Origin of the sequence: Macrococcus bovicus, assembly GCF_030376725.1 — a bacterium.
In the GTDB taxonomy this organism is placed as follows: Bacteria; Bacillota; Bacilli; order Staphylococcales; family Staphylococcaceae; genus Macrococcus; species Macrococcus bovicus.
On sequence record NZ_CP128470.1, the window covers coordinates 1,929,263 to 1,948,802 of the forward strand.

At 46.2% G+C, this 19,540-nt stretch carries 24 protein-coding genes; 8 read left to right on the forward strand and 16 right to left on the reverse strand.

The window, feature by feature from the left end; translation table 11 throughout:
* Positions 1 to 71 precede the first annotated feature (71 nt).
* The gene (locus QSV55_RS10525; RefSeq protein WP_133452186.1) at positions 72 to 1,409 is read left to right on the forward strand and encodes an APC family permease; all 1,338 of its coding nucleotides are present in this window, start codon (positions 72 to 74) and stop codon (positions 1,407 to 1,409) included.
* 189 nt (positions 1,410 to 1,598) lie between these two features.
* Here the strand turns inward: QSV55_RS10525 and QSV55_RS10530 are convergent, their stop codons facing one another.
* The 3 genes from QSV55_RS10530 to QSV55_RS10540 are packed head-to-tail and all read right to left on the reverse strand — an operon-like array spanning position 1,599 to position 2,919.
* Complete coding sequence (locus tag QSV55_RS10530; RefSeq protein WP_289650143.1) at positions 1,599 to 1,961, reverse strand: DUF423 domain-containing protein; 363 nt, start codon at positions 1,959 to 1,961, stop codon at positions 1,599 to 1,601.
* A gap of 9 nt (positions 1,962 to 1,970) precedes the next feature.
* A complete protein-coding gene (locus QSV55_RS10535; RefSeq protein WP_289650144.1) occupies positions 1,971 to 2,261 on the reverse strand; it encodes a DUF5327 family protein in 291 nt (96 codons plus the stop codon).
* Positions 2,251 to 2,919 carry a uracil-DNA glycosylase gene (locus QSV55_RS10540; protein ID WP_289650145.1) on the reverse strand — a complete coding sequence of 223 codons (669 nt, stop codon included), beginning with the start codon at positions 2,917 to 2,919 and terminating at the stop codon, positions 2,251 to 2,253. The genes QSV55_RS10535 and QSV55_RS10540 overlap by 11 nt, the downstream gene beginning before the upstream one ends.
* Before the next feature lie 109 nt (positions 2,920 to 3,028).
* On the opposite strand from QSV55_RS10540, the gene thiD reads away from it, so the two are divergent.
* The 5 genes from thiD (at position 3,029) to QSV55_RS10565 (ending at position 6,462) form a co-directional block, all read left to right on the forward strand.
* On the forward strand, positions 3,029 to 3,859 hold the full coding sequence (thiD, locus tag QSV55_RS10545) for a bifunctional hydroxymethylpyrimidine kinase/phosphomethylpyrimidine kinase (protein WP_289650146.1): 831 nt from the start codon (positions 3,029 to 3,031) through the stop codon (positions 3,857 to 3,859).
* A 112-nt stretch (positions 3,860 to 3,971) separates the two neighbouring features.
* Positions 3,972 to 4,328 (forward strand): YojF family protein, encoded by a 357-nt coding sequence (locus tag QSV55_RS10550; protein ID WP_133452191.1) that lies wholly within the window; start codon positions 3,972 to 3,974, stop codon positions 4,326 to 4,328.
* Between the two features lie 12 nt (positions 4,329 to 4,340).
* On the forward strand, positions 4,341 to 5,003 hold the full coding sequence (gene bshB2 / locus QSV55_RS10555) for a bacillithiol biosynthesis deacetylase BshB2 (protein WP_289650147.1): 663 nt from the start codon (positions 4,341 to 4,343) through the stop codon (positions 5,001 to 5,003).
* A gap of 22 nt (positions 5,004 to 5,025) precedes the next feature.
* A complete protein-coding gene (gene folE2 / locus QSV55_RS10560; RefSeq protein ID WP_133452193.1) occupies positions 5,026 to 5,898 on the forward strand; it encodes a GTP cyclohydrolase FolE2 in 873 nt (290 codons plus the stop codon).
* Between the two features lie 9 nt (positions 5,899 to 5,907).
* Positions 5,908 to 6,462, forward strand: a complete 555-nt coding sequence (locus tag QSV55_RS10565) for a sugar O-acetyltransferase (RefSeq protein WP_208001523.1) — start codon at positions 5,908 to 5,910, stop codon at positions 6,460 to 6,462.
* A 30-nt stretch (positions 6,463 to 6,492) separates the two neighbouring features.
* Here QSV55_RS10565 and QSV55_RS10570 read toward each other — a convergent pair whose 3' ends face one another.
* Together QSV55_RS10570 and tadA are read right to left on the reverse strand one after the other, a co-directional pair.
* On the reverse strand, positions 6,493 to 7,362 hold the full coding sequence (locus tag QSV55_RS10570; protein ID WP_133452195.1) for a Cof-type HAD-IIB family hydrolase: 870 nt from the start codon (positions 7,360 to 7,362) through the stop codon (positions 6,493 to 6,495).
* The gene (gene tadA, locus QSV55_RS10575) at positions 7,359 to 7,880 is read right to left on the reverse strand and encodes a tRNA adenosine(34) deaminase TadA (protein ID WP_289650148.1); all 522 of its coding nucleotides are present in this window, start codon (positions 7,878 to 7,880) and stop codon (positions 7,359 to 7,361) included. The genes QSV55_RS10570 and tadA overlap by 4 nt, the downstream gene beginning before the upstream one ends.
* A gap of 60 nt (positions 7,881 to 7,940) precedes the next feature.
* On the opposite strand from tadA, the gene QSV55_RS10580 reads away from it, so the two are divergent.
* Both QSV55_RS10580 and QSV55_RS10585 read left to right on the forward strand, forming a co-directional pair.
* A complete protein-coding gene (locus QSV55_RS10580; protein ID WP_434784202.1) occupies positions 7,941 to 8,534 on the forward strand; it encodes a deoxynucleoside kinase in 594 nt (197 codons plus the stop codon).
* Entirely contained in the window at positions 8,527 to 9,183 is a 657-nt protein-coding gene (locus QSV55_RS10585) for a deoxynucleoside kinase (protein ID WP_289650149.1), read from the forward strand. The genes QSV55_RS10580 and QSV55_RS10585 overlap by 8 nt, the downstream gene beginning before the upstream one ends.
* Before the next feature lie 14 nt (positions 9,184 to 9,197).
* Here the strand turns inward: QSV55_RS10585 and QSV55_RS10590 are convergent, their stop codons facing one another.
* From QSV55_RS10590 to mtnK, 11 genes are all read right to left on the reverse strand, one after another.
* Positions 9,198 to 9,890 (reverse strand): HAD family hydrolase, encoded by a 693-nt coding sequence (locus QSV55_RS10590; protein ID WP_289650150.1) that lies wholly within the window; start codon positions 9,888 to 9,890, stop codon positions 9,198 to 9,200.
* A gap of 3 nt (positions 9,891 to 9,893) precedes the next feature.
* Positions 9,894 to 10,955, reverse strand: a complete 1,062-nt coding sequence (locus tag QSV55_RS10595) for a branched-chain amino acid aminotransferase (protein WP_289650151.1) — start codon at positions 10,953 to 10,955, stop codon at positions 9,894 to 9,896.
* Between the two features lie 88 nt (positions 10,956 to 11,043).
* Positions 11,044 to 11,559, reverse strand: coding sequence for a 1,2-dihydroxy-3-keto-5-methylthiopentene dioxygenase (locus tag QSV55_RS10600; RefSeq protein WP_289650152.1), 516 nt, complete (start codon positions 11,557 to 11,559; stop codon positions 11,044 to 11,046).
* Between the two features lies 1 nt (position 11,560).
* On the reverse strand, positions 11,561 to 12,175 hold the full coding sequence (mtnB, locus tag QSV55_RS10605) for a methylthioribulose 1-phosphate dehydratase (RefSeq protein ID WP_289650153.1): 615 nt from the start codon (positions 12,173 to 12,175) through the stop codon (positions 11,561 to 11,563).
* On the reverse strand, positions 12,172 to 12,819 hold the full coding sequence (locus QSV55_RS10610) for an MtnX-like HAD-IB family phosphatase (RefSeq protein WP_289650154.1): 648 nt from the start codon (positions 12,817 to 12,819) through the stop codon (positions 12,172 to 12,174). The genes mtnB and QSV55_RS10610 overlap by 4 nt, the downstream gene beginning before the upstream one ends.
* On the reverse strand, positions 12,804 to 13,967 hold the full coding sequence (locus QSV55_RS10615) for a 2,3-diketo-5-methylthiopentyl-1-phosphate enolase (protein ID WP_289650155.1): 1,164 nt from the start codon (positions 13,965 to 13,967) through the stop codon (positions 12,804 to 12,806). The genes QSV55_RS10610 and QSV55_RS10615 overlap by 16 nt, the downstream gene beginning before the upstream one ends.
* Positions 13,960 to 14,922 (reverse strand): ABC transporter permease, encoded by a 963-nt coding sequence (locus tag QSV55_RS10620; RefSeq protein ID WP_289650156.1) that lies wholly within the window; start codon positions 14,920 to 14,922, stop codon positions 13,960 to 13,962. Before QSV55_RS10620 ends, QSV55_RS10615 begins: the two co-directional genes overlap by 8 nt.
* A gap of 1 nt (position 14,923) precedes the next feature.
* Positions 14,924 to 16,282 carry a sugar ABC transporter ATP-binding protein gene (locus QSV55_RS10625; protein WP_289650157.1) on the reverse strand — a complete coding sequence of 453 codons (1,359 nt, stop codon included), beginning with the start codon at positions 16,280 to 16,282 and terminating at the stop codon, positions 14,924 to 14,926.
* Entirely contained in the window at positions 16,283 to 17,326 is a 1,044-nt protein-coding gene (locus tag QSV55_RS10630) for a sugar ABC transporter substrate-binding protein (RefSeq protein ID WP_289650158.1), read from the reverse strand.
* Positions 17,323 to 18,339 carry an S-methyl-5-thioribose-1-phosphate isomerase gene (gene mtnA / locus QSV55_RS10635; RefSeq protein ID WP_289650159.1) on the reverse strand — a complete coding sequence of 339 codons (1,017 nt, stop codon included), beginning with the start codon at positions 18,337 to 18,339 and terminating at the stop codon, positions 17,323 to 17,325. The genes QSV55_RS10630 and mtnA overlap by 4 nt, the downstream gene beginning before the upstream one ends.
* The gene (mtnK, locus tag QSV55_RS10640; protein ID WP_289650160.1) at positions 18,336 to 19,529 is read right to left on the reverse strand and encodes an S-methyl-5-thioribose kinase; all 1,194 of its coding nucleotides are present in this window, start codon (positions 19,527 to 19,529) and stop codon (positions 18,336 to 18,338) included. The genes mtnA and mtnK overlap by 4 nt, the downstream gene beginning before the upstream one ends.
* Positions 19,530 to 19,540 lie beyond the last annotated feature (11 nt).

The window sequence follows — 19,540 nt, forward strand, 5'->3', positions numbered from 1 at the left end:
TACGGGCTATTTATGTTTTCTTTTTCATGCTATATTGAGAGAGTGTTATTTAATATTAAGGGGGTATTTTTATGCATCAGGAAGATTCTCTGAAAAAATCCATCGGCTTGATGACAGCCATCACAATTGTTATCGGTACTATCATCGGATCCGGTGTTTTTGTTAAGCCATCTGTCGTACTCGGTCATGCAGGATCGAGCAACATGGCGATTGCAGCTTGGGTTGTCGGGGGGATCTTGACACTCGCTGCGGGATTGACCATTGCTGAAGTCGGGGCCCAGATTCCGAAGACAGGCGGCCTTTATGCTTATATTCGCGATATATATGGGCGTTTCTGGGGCTTCTTGACTGGATGGGTTCAGACCGTTATTTATGGGCCGGCGATCATTGCTTCGCTCACTCTGTTTTTTGGGATCTTAGTTGCGAACTTTTTTGGTTTCAGCGAAAGCCTGGGTATCTGGGTAGGAATTGCAGCCCTCACTTTCCTGGTTATTCTTAATATTTTGGGGACCGGCCTCGGAGGCGCGATGCAGAACTTCACGACCGTTGCCAAGCTGATTCCGGTATTTGCGATTATCATCTTCGGTTTATTATGGGGAAAAGCTGATATCTTCAACCAGGATGTCACGAGTCTTATTAAAGATGGAGATGAAATCAACTTCGGCCGTGCAGTACTTGCAACATTATTTGCTTATGACGGCTGGATCATGCTGACGAACTTAACAGGCGAAATGAAAAATGCGAAACGCAATCTGCCGCTCGCTATGCTGATCGGACTCTCAGTTGTAACGCTCGCTTATGTTTTTATCAATATTGCAGTCTTTCATGTCATCCCCGCAGCAGAACTGATCGGCATGGGCAATACAAGTTCCGCGCAGGCTGCGACTGTTCTCTTCGGCTCTATCGGCGCAAAATTCGTCAATATCGGTGTGATCATCTCAATCTTCGGCTGTCTGAACGGCAAGATCATGACATTCCCGCGTGTGCCGTTTGCCATGGCAGACGATCACTTACTGCCGTTCTCTAAAGTTATCGGCTACGTCAGCCCTAAAACCAATACGCCGGTCGGTGCGCTCACCATTGTTTATCTGCTCGGACTGATACTCGTCCTTCTGACCATGGCATTTCCAGCAGTCGTCAATGCAGACTACTTATCAGAAATCTGTATCTTTGTGATTTATGTCTTCTATATTATGGCCTTTGTCGGTCTCTTCCTGCTCAGAAAACGGCATAATGGTCAAAGAGCTTACTCAGTACCTCTTTATCCTGTTGTCCCTATCGTCGCTATTCTGGGTGGCCTGTTCATCATTGTCAGCACACTGCAGAGTGACTTCCTAGGTGCGCTCTATTCACTGATTATCGTTGTCGTCGGTATTCCTTTTTATCTGTTCCTTAAAAAGCATGTTTAAGCTATTTATATAATGGCTATAAATAAGAAAACCGTGAAAAGAGGAGTTCAATATGAAAAGATTAATCTCATTATTAATTAAATTAGCACCGATTATTTTACCGATTTTACAACGTCAGTTAAACAAACGTAACAACACAAATAACTATAATCGCTAAAAAAAATGACTCTCAGATGAGAGTCATTTTTTTTATGCTTTCCATGCAGCAAGTATCATCAACGCCCAGCTGGCAATGAACAGCACGCCACCGATCGGCGTAATCGCACCGAGCACTTTGATCTGTGTGACCGCAAGAACATACAGTGAACCGCTGAAGAAAATAATACCTGCCGTCATCAGCCATCCTGCCGTATTTAAGTTCAGTTTAGTCGTTCCCATCAAGATACCGATCATCACTATTCCTAGTGCGTGGTACATCTGATAGGTCGTGGCTTTATTCCAGATATCCAGATATTTTTCGCTCAGCTTACCTTCAAGTCCATGTGCCCCAAAAGCGCCGAGCGCTACTGCGATGAGTGCATTAAGGGCACCAATGATAATAAATGTCTTCATGTTCTCCTCCTAAAAATCAAATAATGAATCGCCGTTGCCAAAGCCATCATCTGTAACAGCTTTATTGTCTGCCGTCGGGATTTTCGCACCCATCATCTTCAATTCTGCAGCAGTTATTGCAGGCTGCGACAGATTTGAGACATTCATATGCTGGACGCTCTTAGCTGAAGTGGCAGTTGCCTCAGCCGCCAGTCGTGCCAGTGTTTCTACCGCATACATATGTCTCGCAAACATTTCACCATCAGCGTTCTTCGCCTTATTAAGTTCAGCCTCTATCTGCTGAATGATCTTACTTCTCACTCATTATAACCTCCTTGCACCAGTTGATCGGCTCAAGACCTTGTGCTTTTAAATAATCATTGGTCTGACTGTAGGGCTTTGAACCGAAGAAGCCTCGAAAAGCACTCAAAGGACTTGGATGAACACTTGTGATTATATGGTGTTTCGTCGTATCAATAAGGGGCAGTTTACTCTGTGCCGGTTTCCCCCACAGAATGAATACCACATGTTCCTTCTCATCACTGACCGCTTTAATCACTTCATTCGTGAACGTTTCCCAGCCGATGCCCCGGTGTGAGTTGGCCCGGCCTTTTTCTACCGTCATAACCGTGTTGAGTAACAGCACTCCTTCTTCCGCCCAGCCTGTCAGCTCACCTGTATGTCTGACACATCCTGTGTCTTCCTCCAGTTCCTTATACATATTGCGCAGTGAAGGCGGCAGCTTTGTCCCATTTTTGACTGAAAACGCTAGACCATGGGCCTGATCAGGTCCATGATAAGGGTCCTGCCCTAGAATCACGACTTTCACTTTGTCAAACGGTGTATATTTAAAGGCATTATAGATATTCTCTCTCGCCGGATAAATTTCCTTTGTTCGATAAGCTTCTTCCAGAAATAAATCCATCTCCGTAAAATCATGTTGGGCCTTGATTTTTTTAAATATAGTCTCCCAATTCATCTTATCACCTCTTCATATGGATTGTATCATAATTTGTAAGCATTTTATTTTGTCATACCCGTATTCGTGCTATGATAATAATAATCAGAAAAAGAATGGGGTATGTCACATGTCACTTAAGAAAACTTTAACTATTGCAGGGTCTGATACCAGCGCCGGTGCAGGCATGCAAGCTGATTTAAAAACATTCCAGGAGTTAAATACATATGGTATGGTCGCCCTGACTGCAGTCGTTACAATGGATCCGGAAACATGGGGCCACGATGTAACACCGCTACCCATCGACTTATTAGATAAACAGATTAAGACAGCCTTATCTATCGGACCTGATGCCATTAAAACAGGAATGCTGGGTACAGAGGAAATCATCAGCCGCGCAGCACAGGCCTTTAAGGATTCAGATGCTGAAATTTTCGTTGTTGACCCGGTGATGGTCTGCAAAGGAGAAGATGAGGTTTTAAATCCAGGCAATACCGATGCCATGATTAAAGAACTGTTACCACTCGCTACAGTCGTAACGCCTAACCTTTTTGAAGCAGGGCAATTATCTGGTCTGGGTAAACTGACTTCAATCGACCAGATGAAAGAAGCGGCACGCATCATTCATGAGCGCGGTGCTCAGCACGTCGTCATTAAAGGCGGCAAAGCACTTGAAGGACAAGAAGCAATGGATCTTTACTTTGACGGCAAAACATATACACTGCTGACTACAGAAAAATTCCAGTCTTCTTATAACCACGGTGCCGGCTGTACATTTGCTGCTGCAACAACAGCAAACTTAGCCAATGGTCAATCTCCACGTGAAGCTATCATCAACGCTAAAGGATTCGTCGCTTCCGCTATTAAACATGGCTGGAAAATGAACGATTTCGTAGGTCCCGTTCAGCATGGTGCTTCTAATAAAGTAGAGAAAATCGAAGTAGCAACGAAAGAAGTATAAACTGACAACAATGGAGAGTGGACCTTATGGTGCACTCTTCTTTCTCAACACAAGCTAAAATTCAGCTGCTCACTTCCGAAAACAGGAGCAGTATTGATAAGGAGTTATAATGATGGAATTAATCAATGAACAAGCTGTACAGCAGCATCTGGACGAGTTCGCCAATACCCCTGTCTATCTCCATGTCGAAACGACAAACGGCGCCTATGCGTCCCATTTTGATGAACGCGTCTTCAATGCAGGCACTTTTCTTCGCAATATCAAAGTGACCTACATCCAGGGAAAGATTACAGGTGGTAAAAAAGATCCTTACCGTGTCGGCTTAAAGCTTGAAGGCGGCTGGGTCTATGTCCAGGGACTTACGCATTACGAAATCGCAGAAGATGGTGCTTTTCTGATGGCGGGCCATAACTATGATGGTCAGCTGGCTGCCGCCCTTGAAATCAGTCGAACACCATTTCATTTATAAGAGGTGCACAAAATGACAGAATCACAAGTATTAGTTGTATTTCCCCATCCTGATGACGAAGCATTCGGCGTTTCCGGCACACTGGCACAATTTGTGGATGCAGGTGTTCCCGTTACTTACGCCTGCCTGACACTTGGACAGATGGGCCGTAATTTAGGTAACCCTCCCTTTGCGACACGCGAATCCCTCCCTTTTATCCGGGAGCAGGAGCTGGAACGTGCAGCAGAGGCTATCGGTATTAAAGATTTACGTAAAATGGGCTACCGTGATAAAACACTGGAATTTGAAAAAACAGAAGATCTGGCTAACATGGTGGGTGCCTTGATTGATGAGCTGAAGCCTTCTCTCATCATTTCATTCTATCCAGGACATGCTGTTCATCCAGACCACGAAGCAACAGCTGATGCAGTGATTGAAGCTGTTAGACGCCTGCCTGAAAATGAACGTCCAAAGCTCAATCTGGTCGCTTTCAGTCATGATACATTTGAGGTACTGGGAGCCCCAGACGTCGTTGTCGATATCACAGGATATGAAGAACGTAAAATGCGTGTCCTGGAAGCGCATGCCTCCCAGACAGGCCCTATGCTGAAAAATCTGGCTGCAGACTCTCAGCAAGCAGAAGAAGCGCGTGATATGTGGATGAAAACTGAACGCTTTTACAGCTATACTGTATAAAGAAACTTAGGAGATTAGTAAAATGAAAGAATATAATTTAAAGACACGTGAAGGTCGTTGGAGACATTTCGGTTCTGTTGACCCTATCAAAGGTACTAAACCGACTGAAAAAGAGCTGATGATGGATTTACAGAGCTCTAAAAAAGACTTCTTATTTGAAATCGACCACGTGGGCATCAAGAATCTGACTTATCCGGTGCGTATCGGAGATTTCCAGACAGTCGGCCATTTCAGCCTCTCTACTCATCTTGCAAAAGATGAAAAAGGCATTAATATGAGCCGCATTCTGGAGTCTGTTGAATCACATTATGAAAACGGTCTGACGCTGGACTTTGATACTCTGAAGAAAGTCCTTATCACACTTCAGACAGCGATGAAACAGAAAAATGCATCTGTTGAAGTAGAAGGTGTCTGGTTCTTCGACCGCTACAGCCCGATCACTAACTTAAAAGCAGTGGGACATGCGGATACGACATTTGAGATGACCGTCGCTGATGAAAAAGTGATCAGCCAGTCGCTAACGATTAAAGCGCAGGTCACAACGCTCTGTCCATGCTCAAAAGAAATCAGTGAATACTCTGCACATAATCAGCGGGGCGTCGTGACGGTCAAGGCAGACCTGACAGAAGAACTGCCGGCTGATTATAAAGAACAGATGCTTGAAGCAATGGAAATCAATGCATCAAGCATGCTGTACCCGATCTTGAAGCGTACAGACGAAAAGTCTGTGACAGAACGGGCTTATGAAAATCCACGCTTTGTTGAAGATTTACTTCGTTTAATTGCTGCGGATTTAGTGGAACTACCTTTCATCACAGGATTTGAGATTGAATGTCGCAATGAAGAATCGATTCACCAGCACGATGCCTTTGCTCGTCTTAAATACAGTAAGTAAGGAGCCCTTATGACTGAAAAAGAAAAGATGCTTCGCGGAGAGCTTTATGACCCTCAAGATCCCACTCTTGCAAGTGACCGGCTTCAGGCGAAGCTTGCAATACGCAGTTTTAATGCCTTGCCTGAAAATTTATCTGAAGAACGGGCTAAAAAAGTGAAAGCTATCTTCGGTTCAACAGGTGAAAAGATTCATGTCGAAAGCAATCTAAGAGTCGACTACGGTTATAATATTCATGTGGGTGAAAATTTTTATTCGAACTTCGATCTGACACTGCTGGACGTTGCACGCATTGAGATCGGTGATAACTGTATGATTGCACCTGGTGTCCATATCTATACAGCAACCCATCCAGTCAATCCTGATGAACGGAACAGCGGTGTCGAGTATGCCAAACCTGTCAAAATCGGGCACAATTGCTGGATCGGCGGTCATTCTGTCGTCAATCCGGGCGTGACGATCGGGAACAATGTGGTAATAGCAAGTGGCAGTGTAGTCACTAAGGACGTGCCTGATAATGTGGTGGTGGCAGGTGTACCTGCCAGAGTCATACAAATCATTGAATAAAAAAATGGACTGAGTAATCAGTCCATTTTTTTATTCATTTTCCTGTCTGACGTACTTCATAATCGCTCTTCCCACGCCGCTTTCTTCATTGGAATCCGTCAAATATTTAGCGACCGCTTTCGTCTCACTTGCTGCGTTCTCCATCGCCACGGAAAATCCCGCTACTTCAAGCATCGAGACATCATTCAGATTATCTCCGAGTGCCATCGTTTCAGACAACGGAATCTGGAGCTGCTCAGCAATACGCTTTAAGGCCACGCCTTTCTGGGCATCTGCATGGGTGATCTCCAAGTTATTACGGGCAGACGCTGAGATCGCAAGACTGCTGAAAGCCTGCAGTTCACTTTTAGCCTGCGTTAATTTGTCGTGATCACTCGTATAAGCCAGCAGCTTCATGACGAGTTCACCTTCACGGTCATAGATCATGCTGTAGTCAGCCACTTCTTTTAACGTCCCTTGGGCAAGTCGTTTATTGATACCTTCACGTATTTTCTCTACATCAGGCGTATTGCCGGCCTGCATCGCGATATCAAGGTAGATCTGCAGGTCTTTTTCTTTATCTTCTGTATAAATTCCGAAGTTCGTATAGACTTGATAAAAGATATCATATTTGCGCAGCACGTCTGTCACTTTTTTAATCTGTCCTTGATTTAAATGTGATGTATGCGTGATATTGAACTGTTCATCTCTGATCTCCGCGCCGTTCAGACAAATATATGGGACTGTCAATCCAGTCGGTTTAACAGGCATATTCGCCTCGTAAAAAGCTCGGCCCGTCGCGATGACGACTGTCACGCCTTTACTCTGTGCATAGCGGATGGCCTCGATGTTCTCCTGTGAGATTTCGTGTCCTGAATTAAGTAATGTTCCGTCCATATCTGTTGCGATAAGTCTGATCATTCTTTCATCTCCTCTTCTTTTGCTGCCATATCCCATTTTACTACACCTTTGTGTCTGGCTACCTTATTTTTGCGTATATTCCTGAAGAATGCCGTCAATATCATACTGCATTCTTCCTGACAGATCCCTTTAATGACTGTCGCCCGGTGATTGAATCTTTGTTCTGTCAGTAAATTCATCAGGCTGCCACTGCAGCCGCCTTTAGGGTCAGTCGCCCCGTAGACGACAACAGGAATGCGGCTCATCACAATGGCACCGGCACACATCACACAAGGTTCGAGCGTCACATAGATGATGCAGTCTTCCAATCGCCACGATCCGAGATGTGCCGCCGCTTCATTGATGGCGATCATTTCAGCATGATAAGTCGGATTCTGTTCAGTTTCGCGTAAATTATGACCGCGTCCGATGACTTCACCTTGGTGCACCACGACTGCTCCAATCGGCACCTCCCCTATCGCCTCAGCTTTCCGGGCTTCCGCCAGTGCCTGTTTCATAAAAAATTCATGATTCATCATAGACCACCTTAATTCGATTTGTGTTACAATACATATACATTTTATCGGTAGGAGAAAATTATGTCATTATATATAGCTATTGAAGGACCCATTGGTGTCGGCAAAAGTTCCCTCACACGAATGCTGTCGGAGACTCTTCAGATGGAGACGTTATACGAAATTGTTGAGGAAAACCCGTTTCTCAGTGATTTCTATGAAGATATCAGTAAATGGAGTTTTCAGACGGAGATGTTCTTCCTCTGCAACCGCTATAAACAGATCAACGACCTCGCTGACCGCTCTGTCATAAGCGATTATCATATTTTGAAGAATAAAGTATTTGCCAGAAATACATTGAACACCACTGAATATGCGATGTTCGAAAAGATATACGACGTCATGACCGAGGACCTGCGTCGCCCTGATGTGACTATTTTCCTGACAGCTGAGCTGCCTGTCCTTAAAGAACGCATCAGAAAACGTCACCGCGACTTCGAGATGTCCATTACTGATGATTATTTACTGACACTGATCAAGGATTACCATGATGTCTATCAGTCGACCACTCGTGCCCTCTATATCGATACGACAGACCTTGATTTTGTCCATCGCCCCGAAGATTATGACAAAATATTATCACAAATCACTACTTTGTTAGGAGAAAACAATGTATAACATACCCAATGATGCCATTATAACAATCGCCGGTACAGTCGGTGTCGGCAAATCTTCGCTGACCAAGGCCCTGGCTGAGAAATTAAATTTCAGAACTTCATTTGAGAAGGTGGACAACAACCCCTACCTCGAGAAATTCTATCAGGATTTTGACCGCTGGAGCTTCCATCTGCAGATTTATTTCCTGGCTGAACGTTTCAAGGAGCAGAAACGGATGTTTGAATATGGCGGCGGCTTCATTCAGGACCGCTCTATTTATGAAGATGTCGACATCTTTGCGAAGATGCACGAAGAAGGCGGTACCATGACGGCTGAAGACTTCGAAACCTACCGCCAGCTCTATGAAGCAATGGTCATGACGCCGTACTTTCCACGGCCAGACTGTCTGATATACCTTGAATGCGACTATGATGCAGTGATCCGCCGCATCGCAGAACGGGGACGTCAGATGGAGATTGAAACGGATGAAGCTTACTGGCGGGCTTTATTTGCTCGTTACGAGAAATGGATTGACGGCTTCAATGCCTGTCCAGTCGTCCGCATTCACATTGATGAATACGATGTCTTCGGTGATATTGATTCACTGGACCCTGTTATCGACAAGATCGGCAAAGTGATTGCCGCTCACCGCGCCTCACAACAAAGATAGACCGCATATGCGGTCTATTTTATTTGGTCTATTTGAATCTCACCGACACTACCAAGCAGCAAGTCGGCATCGCGCAGATCCTGTCTGTCACCGGAGCCGCTTAGAACGCCGATCACTTTCTTGACCTGCCCGTTTCTTCCGAGCATGACGTCCATCTCTGTATCACCGACCATGACGACTTCGGACGCCGTGACATTCAGTTTACTGACAATCTCATCAATCAATGCTTTCTGTGGTTTCTGGTAGTGGGTATTATCACTTGTTATAACCAGGTCAAAATAAGAGGACAATTCAAACTTATCGAGAAATAAATTCATGGATTGCTGATCATCAGCGGAGACTATTGCCATTTTATAGCCCGCTTCTTTTAAACGCTGCAATGTCTCTTTTACACCCGGGATGATTTCAATGTCACTGGCTTCATTGTCAGCAGAAAGATGTTCCATCTGATTGAGTGTCCAGTCCGCCATCCGATCTCCTTCAGGTAATACGCGCAGACGTTCAACGATGGCTTTCACGCTCTCAGCGCGCAGCACTTTATCCAGCTGATCATCAATCAGGCCAAAAGCATCCTTGATCTCTGACTTCGGTACATGAATATTGGAACGTGCTGAAAATTCATTGATCAGATCATCAGCAAGTTTAACCCCGACACTGCCAAGCTCCATGAGTGTCCCATCTTTATCGAAAATAATCAGTTCAGTCATATGTCACCTCTTGTTAATTTTCAGACACCAGTTAAAGGGGTCTGCTTTTCTGCCTTCCTGAATCGCTGTATATTCATCGTAGAGATGCTGCGTCACAGGGCCTGTCGTGCCATTATTGATGACCACTTCCCGGTCCTGATAGCGAATAGAGCCGACCGGTGAAATGACGGCTGCTGTACCCGTACCGAAAATTTCAGAGACACTTTCTGCATTCATCACCTCTTCAATCGCGATACGTCTTTCTTCGACTTCATAGCCCAGATAAGCAGCCAGCTGCAGAATGGATTTACGTGTGATACCCGGCAGGATACTGCCGTTCAGTTCTGGCGTCACGACTTTCCCGTCCATCACAAAGAAGATGTTCATGCTGCCGACTTCTTCAATATAGCGCTGCTCAACACCGTCCAGCCAGAGAACCTGATGATAGCCGAGTTCTGAGGCACGTGTCTGTGCTGCGAGACTCGCTGCATAGTTACCGGCCACTTTAGCAAAACCGACTCCCCCACGTACTGCTCGTACATATTCATCTTCTACATAGATACGTGTTGCCATCAGCTGATCATCGCCGTAATAAGCACCGACCGGCGACAGAATAATCATGAATTGATATTCTGTCGCTGCATGGACACCAAGGTAAGGCTCAGTTGCAATCACAAACGGCCGAATATATAACGATTCGCCCTGCCCTGCCGGAATCCAGTCCTGTTCAAGACGCACCAGCTGCTGAAGTGCATCCAGCAGAAACGCCACATCTAATTCAGGGATGTTAAGACGAGCATTAGACAGATTCATTCGCTTGAAATTCTCCTCCGGTCTGAAGAGAATGATGTCATCACCCTGACGATATGCTTTCATCCCTTCAAAGACTGCCTGTCCGTAATGCAGGACTTGTGCTGCCGGAGAGATTTCGATGTTCTGATAAGGTTTGATCAGTGCATGGTGCCAGCCTTTCCCCTCTTTATAATCCATCGTGAACATATAATCTGTAAAGAGCTGACCAAAACCCATCGGTCCCTGTGGTTTCTCTTTCAGTACTTCTCGTTCAATTACTTTAATAGCGCTCATATTCATCCTCCAACACTCTTGTTATGATTCATTATAACTGAAATAAGGATAGGAAGAAAAAAAGAGCATTCAAGTGAATGCTCTGATATTACTTCTCATATACAGGCACCCAGCCTGCTTCATCTACAAATATTCTGACGGCTACTACTTGACGGCTCGTATCAAGGGTAAAGTAGTGTCTGACGTTCGGGGGTACTGAAATAAGATCGCCAGGCGTCAGGTGTACTTCAAAGAACTGATCTGAGCCTTCAATGACAAATACGCCGTTACCACTCACAATAAAGCGTACTTCATCATCTGTATGATGATGTTCGCGCTGGAAATTCGCCAGCAGCTCATCCAGACCAGGTGTCGCAGAAGATAGGCTGATCACGTCGCTTGCCTTGTAACCCCGTCTTGTACTGATATCGTCAATTTCAGTTTTAAAAGTTGCCAGAATCTGTTCTTTTTCTTCATCAGTCAGGGCATAATTCTCTTTAAGATTGTCAGGTAGTTTTGATGTATCCCACTGTTCATAGATAACTTCATTCTTCTCAAGATAAGCCCTTACTTCGTCCTGATTCTCAATTTTCTCCTGTGTCTTCTGTAATACTAAATATGCCATGTTATTTCTCCCCTTTAATATAATATTGAGCTGCATTCAGCTGCAGTTGATATTCAAATAAAAACTCAGCCGCTTCAAATAACTTCATTGCTTCTGTACTGGTCCGGCCCCAGACATTGATGCCATGATTACGAATCAGCACTGCGCCGTAATCCGCTGTCAGGTGGGGCACAAGAAGTGCGGCAAGATGATTCACATCACTTGGATTATTGATGATCGGAATAACCAGTTCGTCTTCCTCCTGCCATAAACCAAATGCCTTGATCAGCTCCTGGTTTCTGAACACAACCTGGCCTTGATCACCATATATTTCAGAAATGACATTATTACTGACCGTATGGATATGAATAGAAGTCCGTGCCCTTGTTCTTCTGAATATCTCAACATGAAGCACCGTTTCAAGCGAAGGCGTGAGGTCCGTAAGCGGCACACCCTCTGCAGAAACATGGACAAAACTCCGGTCGTTCGTAATGTATTTATCAACACCACTTGTCGTTACATACAAAGTGCCGTCGTCATTTCTGATGCCAAGATTACCACTTGTCCCGGGAAATAATCCGCGGGCTGCCAGCCGTTCTTTAACAATTGTCAGGTTATGCAACGTATCACATGTCATCTGACCACCTCCTCTAGTTGCTCAGCTATATCATAAAACGTCTGGAACGGAAGATGCGAAATACCTTCTGTCTCTGCGTAATCGGTCAGTTTATCAGTGGTAAAGAGGATATCCGCTACTTCAGCGAGACGGATATCAGTCACGCTGTCACCGATAGCAATGACCTGGTGATTGCCGAGTGTTCTGACGATTGAAGGTTTACAAGTGCCGCACTCACCTGAGGCACATAGATCATCGCAAGGATACCGCCATTCCACCTGCATCTTCTCCCCGCTGAAGTCCACGTGATTGGCATAGACATCTTTGATACCAGTGAAGCCGTTTAATATAGGATCAATAAAGAAATGCATGCCGCCACTGATGATATAAAACGGTATATTCATCTCCTGCGCCTTATCCAACAGAGTCTGAAAGCCGGGTCTGATACTCACTTCCTTGCAGACGAACTCAACAATGGCCTGACGTTCACGGCTGTCCAGCAGATTGAAAAGGCTGGTGACCCCTTCCTTCACGGAAAGCGTTCTATCGAGAATCTGAGTTAAAATCGCCTGACTGTCTGCCGGCGCAAAACGCTGCATAATCGCGATAATGGTATCGCTTGACGTTACCGTGCCATCAAAATCGCAAGCTATAATGAACCCCATTGTATCACCGCCTTTTCGTATGCCGGACCCGCCGCCTTGCCTTCATATAATTCAATGGCCTCCAGAAACGCCCGTCCGCCGGCAGCAGCACCGTCCGGATGCCCATGGACACCGCCTCCAGCATTGATGACAATATCAGAGCCGAAGTCATCGATCAGACGACTGACCAGCCCCGGATGAATACCCGCGGACGGCACCGGAAAGGCGCGCGGTACAGGTGCTGCTGAACGGGCAGCGTGAACAATTTGTTCTGCTTCTTGCTGGTCAAGCGGGACAGAACCATAGGGTGCCGGGAATAAGATCAGATCTGCTCCCGCCAACCGTGCTAACTTACTGATAAGAAGCGGGTAGCTGATACCATGGCTGTCACTGCCGGCAATCGCACCGGCAAAAGCAGGATGAGCGAGAATCGGCAGTCCGGTGTCTAGTTCCCTGATTCCTTTCAGAACGTCCAGTCCATAAGCATGAACGTTAAAAAGGATTGCCGTCGCCCCCAGCTCTTTGGCACGGACTGCTTTATCCTTGAGCTCAAAGACAGGCCCCGACAGATTGACGGCGTACAGGACTTTATGCCCCGTCTCGTCTTCCACTTCCTTCAATACGGCTGCTGCAGCGCTGATACGCTCTTCAAAAGGCAGTTCAGGTACATCATAGAGAATCTCATCATCTTTAATAATGTCTACACCCCCGAGTGCCTGAGCACGAAGCTGTGCTTTGAAAAATTCCACATCCCGGCCGATGATCCCTTTAAATATGCTCATAACTAGCGGCCTGGACTCAACTCCGAGGTGACGTCTTATTTCTTCAATACCGAAAGCAGGCCCCGGAAAATGACTGACATAGTCGCCAAAATCAATATCAATGAGTTTAACCGCACCGTCCAGTGATAACTTGCCGAATACTGTCGTCAAAATAGAAGAAAAGTCCGGTGTCACATTTTTAACCGGATAGGCAATCTTGATGGCTAGACCATCTGACTGCTGTTCGGCGTGTACGACCCGGCCCTTGTAGGCCGCGAGGTGCTCTTGATCAAGTGTGGTCAGCTCGGTCCAGCTGCCGACCGTCAGACCGACAGCCAGCTTTTCAGCAAATGGCTCAGCAGCGGCCACTTTCCCTGTGAAAAAATAAGTAGCTGTGATTTCAGACATGATGACGACCTCCTTTTGTAAATGGCTGATAATTTAAAATGAGTGCTATGGCAAGTACGCATCCTTTTACAATGTTCAGGGCGTAATAAGGGACTGACAGCATAACCAGTCCGTTCTCCAGTACGGCGATTAAAAGCGCGCCGAGAATAGTCCCTATAACATTCGGCTTATGACTCGCCGATGCTGTTGCCCCTATAAAAGCAGCGGCCACTGCAGTCATCAAATAACCCGCTCCTGAATTAATCTGTGCAGACGACACCTGTGCTGCCAGCAGGATGCCGCTGATACCTGCCAGTAAAGTAGAGATAAGATAAGCTGCCGCGATATGCCGGTGCACTTTGATGCCACTGAATTTCGCTGCCTGTTTATTAGTACCGATCATATACATGATACGTCCAGGATTTGTACGATGTAATAAGAAATAGGCGATAACGCCGATAATCAGGAGTATCACGATGAGTGAAAGAGGGGTGGCTAATCCCGAAAATGCAGCCGGGATCTGTCCCGTTGTTGCACTGCCATCCTGTCTTGACATACCGACACTGATGGAACCACCTTCCGAATAGGTCAGCGCGACCCCTTCGACAATAAACATGGTCGCAAGTGTCGCATAAAGATCCGGCACTCTGAAATAAAGAATCAGCACTAAGTTCAGCAACGCTACGCCGATGATACAGATCAGTGTTACTATCACCGATAAGCCAAGTGACAGCTGATGCCAGACAAAAAGTGAAACAATCAGTGTATTACTGAGCGTGACGGTAGATCCCACTGATAAATCAAAGCCGTCTACACTCAAACTGTAGGTCAGACCGATGGCCACTATCGTTACGATAACCATGCCGCTTACAATACTCAGGATGTTACTCATCGATAAAAAGTTAGGCGCAGTCACTGTGAATATAATCAGTAACAGCACGATGACAGCCGGGAGACCCAGTTGTTTGATTCTCATGTTATTGTCCTCCAGATGCAAGATATAGAAGTTCCTGTTCGTTCCAGTCGGCAGACGGTCTCTCAGCGACGATACGCCCTTTATTCATGACATAAATCCGGTCTGCTATCGTCAAGAGTTCTTTGAAGTCAGAGGACAGATAGACGATACCTTTTCCTTCCTGCTTCAGCATTTCCAGATTGTGCAGGATATCTTGTTTCGCGCCGACATCTATACCTGTCATCGGCTCATCACAGATAAAGAGAGCCGCTTGTTTCTTCAGACCGCGCATCAGCACTACTTTCTGCTGGTTACCGCCTGACAACGTCTGAACAGCATCTGTTACACGCCCAAATTTTAAAGCAACGGCTTCTGCGAGTGTCTGAGTGATGTCTTTCTCATTTTTATAGATGAACGGTGCGGAAGCGAAATGCACATTATCATTGATGCTGTGATTCATGACGAGCCCATGTTTCTGCCGTTCTTCCGGTACATAGGCAGCTTGTCCCTTTGTCTGACGGAAAAGATAGTCAGCCAGTTCACTCTTCCTTGCACCGACCAGTCCTGCGATACCCACGACTTCTCCACTATAAATAGTGAGTGAGACATCAGTCAGTACCGCTTCATTGACGCCGCTAACGCTGAGGATGGCTTCTCCTCTTTGTGCGGGTCGCTGCTTCGTCGCAATTACCCGGTCAGTAATACTTGCCACCAGTGTTTTTTCTGTCCAGTCATCGACAGGCCTGCTGTCATAAACTTCGCCACTTCGCAGAACACTGATTTCGTCAGCCACTGCGAGCAGTTCATGAATATGATGGGAAATAAAGATGATAGCGGTCTCTTCTTTCAGTCGTTCCAGTTCCCTGAATAGGGCGCTGACTTCCTTCTGACTCAGACTGGCAGTAGGTTCATCCAGTACGATCAGTTTTTTATTCTGGAGAATGGCTCGTAAAATGACGATGATCTGTTTTTGGGACAAAGTCAGTGAACTGACTAACTGGTCGAGGGATAAGTCCAGCTGCCATTGATCGATCAACTTTTTCAGTTCCATATAGCGCGTCCGTCTGTAGACAAAACCTGCCTTAAGGTCATGAACCACTAGATTGTCATAGACTGTCAGATCGTTGAACAGCACTTCATCCACTTCCTGTGCCACATAAGCGATATCATGGCTATAGTCCTTCACCGGTTGATTGTCTTTGTATAGCTGGCCTGTCTGATAAGGGTAATGACCGCTCAGCACTTTCATCAGCGACGATTTTCCTGCTCCATTACTCCCGATGACCGCATGAATCCGCCCTGTCTTAAAGATGAGCGAGACCTGCGTCAGTATCTGCTGACCGGCGAGCTTCAGACTGATGTCTTCAGTGCGATACTCCACTTACTTCTTCTCCTTCATCCATTCAGACTGAAAAAGACCTGTATCACCAAATGAAGGTATGGTCTGGGAAAGATTCTCCATCGTGGAATCCTTCTTCAGATCACTTTGTTTGATCTGAACAGGCTTGAATTCATATGTCTGAGGTACTTTCTCATTATTCAGCTGCTTCGCCAGCAGTCTGACATCTGTAATACCGATCACCCGTGGATTGACACCAGCTGTCGTCTTCCAGTTGCTATTCGGTTCTTTAAGGAAGTTGATGTCCTGATTAGAAATATCAATAGAATAAATCGGTAACACCGCCTGTTTTTCCTTGAGAGCCAAGTAAGCCCCTTTTGTCATTTCATCCCATGCACCCCAGACCGCGTCGATATCCTTGTTGTTATATTTCGCTAACACGGCAGCCGTCTTCTTCTTGACATCTCCGGACACATCCTCAAAATTAGTGGGTCCTACGGTTTCAACGACTTTGATTTTGCCTTCTTTCACATAATTCTTGAATACTTCTTCTCGTCTATCCAGCGGCAGAAAACCTGGTCCGACCCATAACTTCAGCACTTTGACCGGTTGTTTTTTGTCTTCGATAAGTGCATCGAGTGACAGTTCGGCCAGGGCATGGTCATCCTGACTCGTTGCGACAACATGATCCAACACTTTGCCGTTCTGATCTGACTTCGTATCAAAAGTAACGACTTTAATGCCGGCATCCGCTACTTTTTTGACCAGGTTATAGCTGTAATCTTCCTTACCATGTGACAGTATGATGCCATCATATTTCTTCAGAACGGCTTGATCGACAAGCTGCTGAAATTTTGCATCATTGCCGTTCGACAGAAAAGTATCAACGGTCAGACCCAGTGCTTTCCCTTCAGCTTTGGCGCCATCTATAAACTGTTTCGTATGGTCATCACTCGCCAGATTTCTGATCACGGCAATTTTCTTGCCAGCTACTTCCTTATTTGCGCTTGCTGCTGTTTGCTCCTGTTGACCGCAGCCAGCCAGCAGTATACCTGCAGCCATTAATAGCCCGAATGTTCGTTTCATTGTTTTTCCCCTTTGCTGAATAAGTTCTGAATTGCTTCGTAAGTGGGTTCGATTGCACCCTGTTCTGTGACGATGGCTGTAATCAGTGCGGCCGGCGTGATATCAAATGCCGGATTATAGACGGCACCTTCGATTGTCACCGCTTGATCACGGAGATGAGTCACTTCAGTGGCATGCCGCTCTTCTATCGGAATAGCACCGCCGTCTTCTATGCTCAAGTCGAACGTCGGTGTAGGCGCCGCCACATAAAAGGGGACGTTGAAATAATGGGCGGCTATCGCCAGAGGCAGTGTGCCAATTTTATTGACCACATCCCCGTTCGCTGCCACTCTGTCACAGCCTACAAATACCGCCGTGATTTTCCCTTGCTGCATTAATGTTGCAGCTGTTGAATCCGTGATAATGGTTACATCAATGCCCGCCTGTGACAGTTCGTAGGCTGTCAGAGCCCCTTGCAGCCTCGGCCTGGTTTCTCCGCTGTACACTTTAAACTGTGTCCCTTCTTCATGTGCCAGGTAGAAGGGGGCAGTCGCTGTGCCGTAATCACTGGTAGCGAGCCGGCCAGGATTGCAGTGAATCAGAAAAGCCGATGAGTCCGTCACCAATCGCTTAAGATGCTGACCAATCGCTAAGTTGATGGCCTGGTCTTCCTGAAAGATTTGAGCGGCTTCCTCTTCCAGTGCCTGAATAGTCTCAGCGGGATGCTCCGTGATAACCGCATGAACCCGTCTCAGTGCCCAGTGCAGATTAACAGCTGTCGGGCGTGTATGCTGCAGCCTTTCAATCACACGCATCATATGTTCTCTGAAAGAACCGCGCTGATATTCACGTGCACCTACCGCCACGCCGTAAGCAGCCGTTATCCCGATAGCAGGTGCTCCTCTGACCACCATATCTTCAATAGCCCGCGCAATTTTTTCGTGTTCTGTATAAGTTCTATAGACTGTCTGATGAGGGAGCGCCGTCTGATCCAGCAGTGTCAGCTGGCCTTCTTTGTAAGAGATAGCTTTCATGCGACTGACTCCTTACTGCTGTCAAGCAGGGTGAATAATGATGAGTAAGCTCTGACCTGTTCAGGATACTTGATTAAAAAGACGGCGAACCGTAACAGCTGTGTCTCTGCTCTCGTACGGTCATCTTCTAAGCTCGTAATATCGGAGACTTTGGCAATCCCCACAATACGGCGGATAATTTCCAGTCCTGCGACAATATAGGCATCTTTCTCAATCTCATTGATGAATCCTGCAATAATAGAGGCGTCACGCAAGGCGACATCTATTGTTTCCCGCTGGAGAATACTGAGCGCCTGAGAGCGGAATGTCCTTAGCACCTCATCAAGTGTCCGCTCTATCCAGAGGGCCTGTTCAACTCGCCCTGATGAGGAGGCATGGGTATGTGCAAAGAACAGATGGGCGATAATATTGCCGAGGTCATAGCCTGCCGGACCAAAGAAGCCGAATTCAGGATCAATGACTTTAAGGCCAGACTTGTTGATAAAAATTGACCCTGAATGCAGGTCACCATGAATCAGACTCTCTGCTTTGTTCAGAAATTTCAGCTTCGCCTGGGCAACAGCAGCCTTAAGAGCAGAGTCCTGATAGACGATGTGGTCCACCACTGCTGCTAAGTCTTCGCTCAGCTCATTACGGTTGAAGTTATTGTAGAAAGGTTCTGTATAGACCAAGTCTTCAGTAATCTCACAGAGTTCCGGGTTGATCATCTCTTTCTGCAGTGCTTTTTTCTCTTTAGCCGGCATGATAAAATCCGAAGTCCGTATCAAAGTTTCTGCTAAGTAGCGGCCTAACTCCTCCCCTAGAAACGGGAAGAGCTGTCCGTCCTGCAGAGCTGTCCGTAATATCGTATAATCCTTCAAATCCTCCATGATGACACATTTCATCACTGGATCAATCAGAATAATGTCAGGCACAAGGTCCGGGACGTAACGGCTATGTGCCTGAATCAGATGTCCTTCTCTGATTGTACGGTCCGTCGACAGCACAAACTCATCGGAGATACGGGCCGTGTGACCGGAATGCTTGACGATGACAGAGCGTTCTCCATCAGAAACTCTGAAGACATAATTCAGGTTGCCATCACCGATTTCTGTCACAGTCAGGTCATCTGTTTCAAACAAGGTCGTCTTGTATTTGATATAAGCGCTGACTGCTTGTTCATCCATTAAGAAATACTCATCAAAATTCATAGTTTCCCCCT

Bases quoted from the DNA above. Each gene is read 5' to 3' on its own strand.
- QSV55_RS10590 (WP_289650150.1), bottom strand. From the start codon at position 9,890: ATGACTGAACTGATTATTTTCGATAAAGATGGGACACTCATGGAGCTT.
- QSV55_RS10630 (WP_289650158.1), bottom strand. From the start codon at position 17,326: ATGAAACGAACATTCGGGCTATTAATGGCTGCAGGTATACTGCTGGCT.
- tadA (WP_289650148.1), bottom strand. From the start codon at position 7,880: ATGATGAATCATGAATTTTTTATGAAACAGGCACTGGCGGAAGCCCGG.
- mtnA (WP_289650159.1), bottom strand. From the start codon at position 18,339: ATGAAAGCTATCTCTTACAAAGAAGGCCAGCTGACACTGCTGGATCAG.
- folE2 (WP_133452193.1), top strand. From the start codon at position 5,026: ATGAAAGAATATAATTTAAAGACACGTGAAGGTCGTTGGAGACATTTC.
- QSV55_RS10525 (WP_133452186.1), top strand. From the start codon at position 72: ATGCATCAGGAAGATTCTCTGAAAAAATCCATCGGCTTGATGACAGCC.
- QSV55_RS10620 (WP_289650156.1), bottom strand. From the start codon at position 14,922: ATGAGAATCAAACAACTGGGTCTCCCGGCTGTCATCGTGCTGTTACTG.
- bshB2 (WP_289650147.1), top strand. From the start codon at position 4,341: ATGACAGAATCACAAGTATTAGTTGTATTTCCCCATCCTGATGACGAA.
- QSV55_RS10580 (WP_434784202.1), top strand. From the start codon at position 7,941: ATGTCATTATATATAGCTATTGAAGGACCCATTGGTGTCGGCAAAAGT.
- mtnB (WP_289650153.1), bottom strand. From the start codon at position 12,175: ATGACATGTGATACGTTGCATAACCTGACAATTGTTAAAGAACGGCTG.
- QSV55_RS10540 (WP_289650145.1), bottom strand. From the start codon at position 2,919: ATGAATTGGGAGACTATATTTAAAAAAATCAAGGCCCAACATGATTTT.
- QSV55_RS10530 (WP_289650143.1), bottom strand. From the start codon at position 1,961: ATGAAGACATTTATTATCATTGGTGCCCTTAATGCACTCATCGCAGTA.
- QSV55_RS10615 (WP_289650155.1), bottom strand. From the start codon at position 13,967: ATGTCTGAAATCACAGCTACTTATTTTTTCACAGGGAAAGTGGCCGCT.
- mtnK (WP_289650160.1), bottom strand. From the start codon at position 19,529: ATGAATTTTGATGAGTATTTCTTAATGGATGAACAAGCAGTCAGCGCT.
- QSV55_RS10565 (WP_208001523.1), top strand. From the start codon at position 5,908: ATGACTGAAAAAGAAAAGATGCTTCGCGGAGAGCTTTATGACCCTCAA.
- QSV55_RS10570 (WP_133452195.1), bottom strand. From the start codon at position 7,362: ATGATCAGACTTATCGCAACAGATATGGACGGAACATTACTTAATTCA.
- QSV55_RS10610 (WP_289650154.1), bottom strand. From the start codon at position 12,819: ATGGGGTTCATTATAGCTTGCGATTTTGATGGCACGGTAACGTCAAGC.
- QSV55_RS10585 (WP_289650149.1), top strand. From the start codon at position 8,527: ATGTATAACATACCCAATGATGCCATTATAACAATCGCCGGTACAGTC.
- QSV55_RS10550 (WP_133452191.1), top strand. From the start codon at position 3,972: ATGGAATTAATCAATGAACAAGCTGTACAGCAGCATCTGGACGAGTTC.
- QSV55_RS10600 (WP_289650152.1), bottom strand. From the start codon at position 11,559: ATGGCATATTTAGTATTACAGAAGACACAGGAGAAAATTGAGAATCAG.
- thiD (WP_289650146.1), top strand. From the start codon at position 3,029: ATGTCACTTAAGAAAACTTTAACTATTGCAGGGTCTGATACCAGCGCC.
- QSV55_RS10595 (WP_289650151.1), bottom strand. From the start codon at position 10,955: ATGAGCGCTATTAAAGTAATTGAACGAGAAGTACTGAAAGAGAAACCA.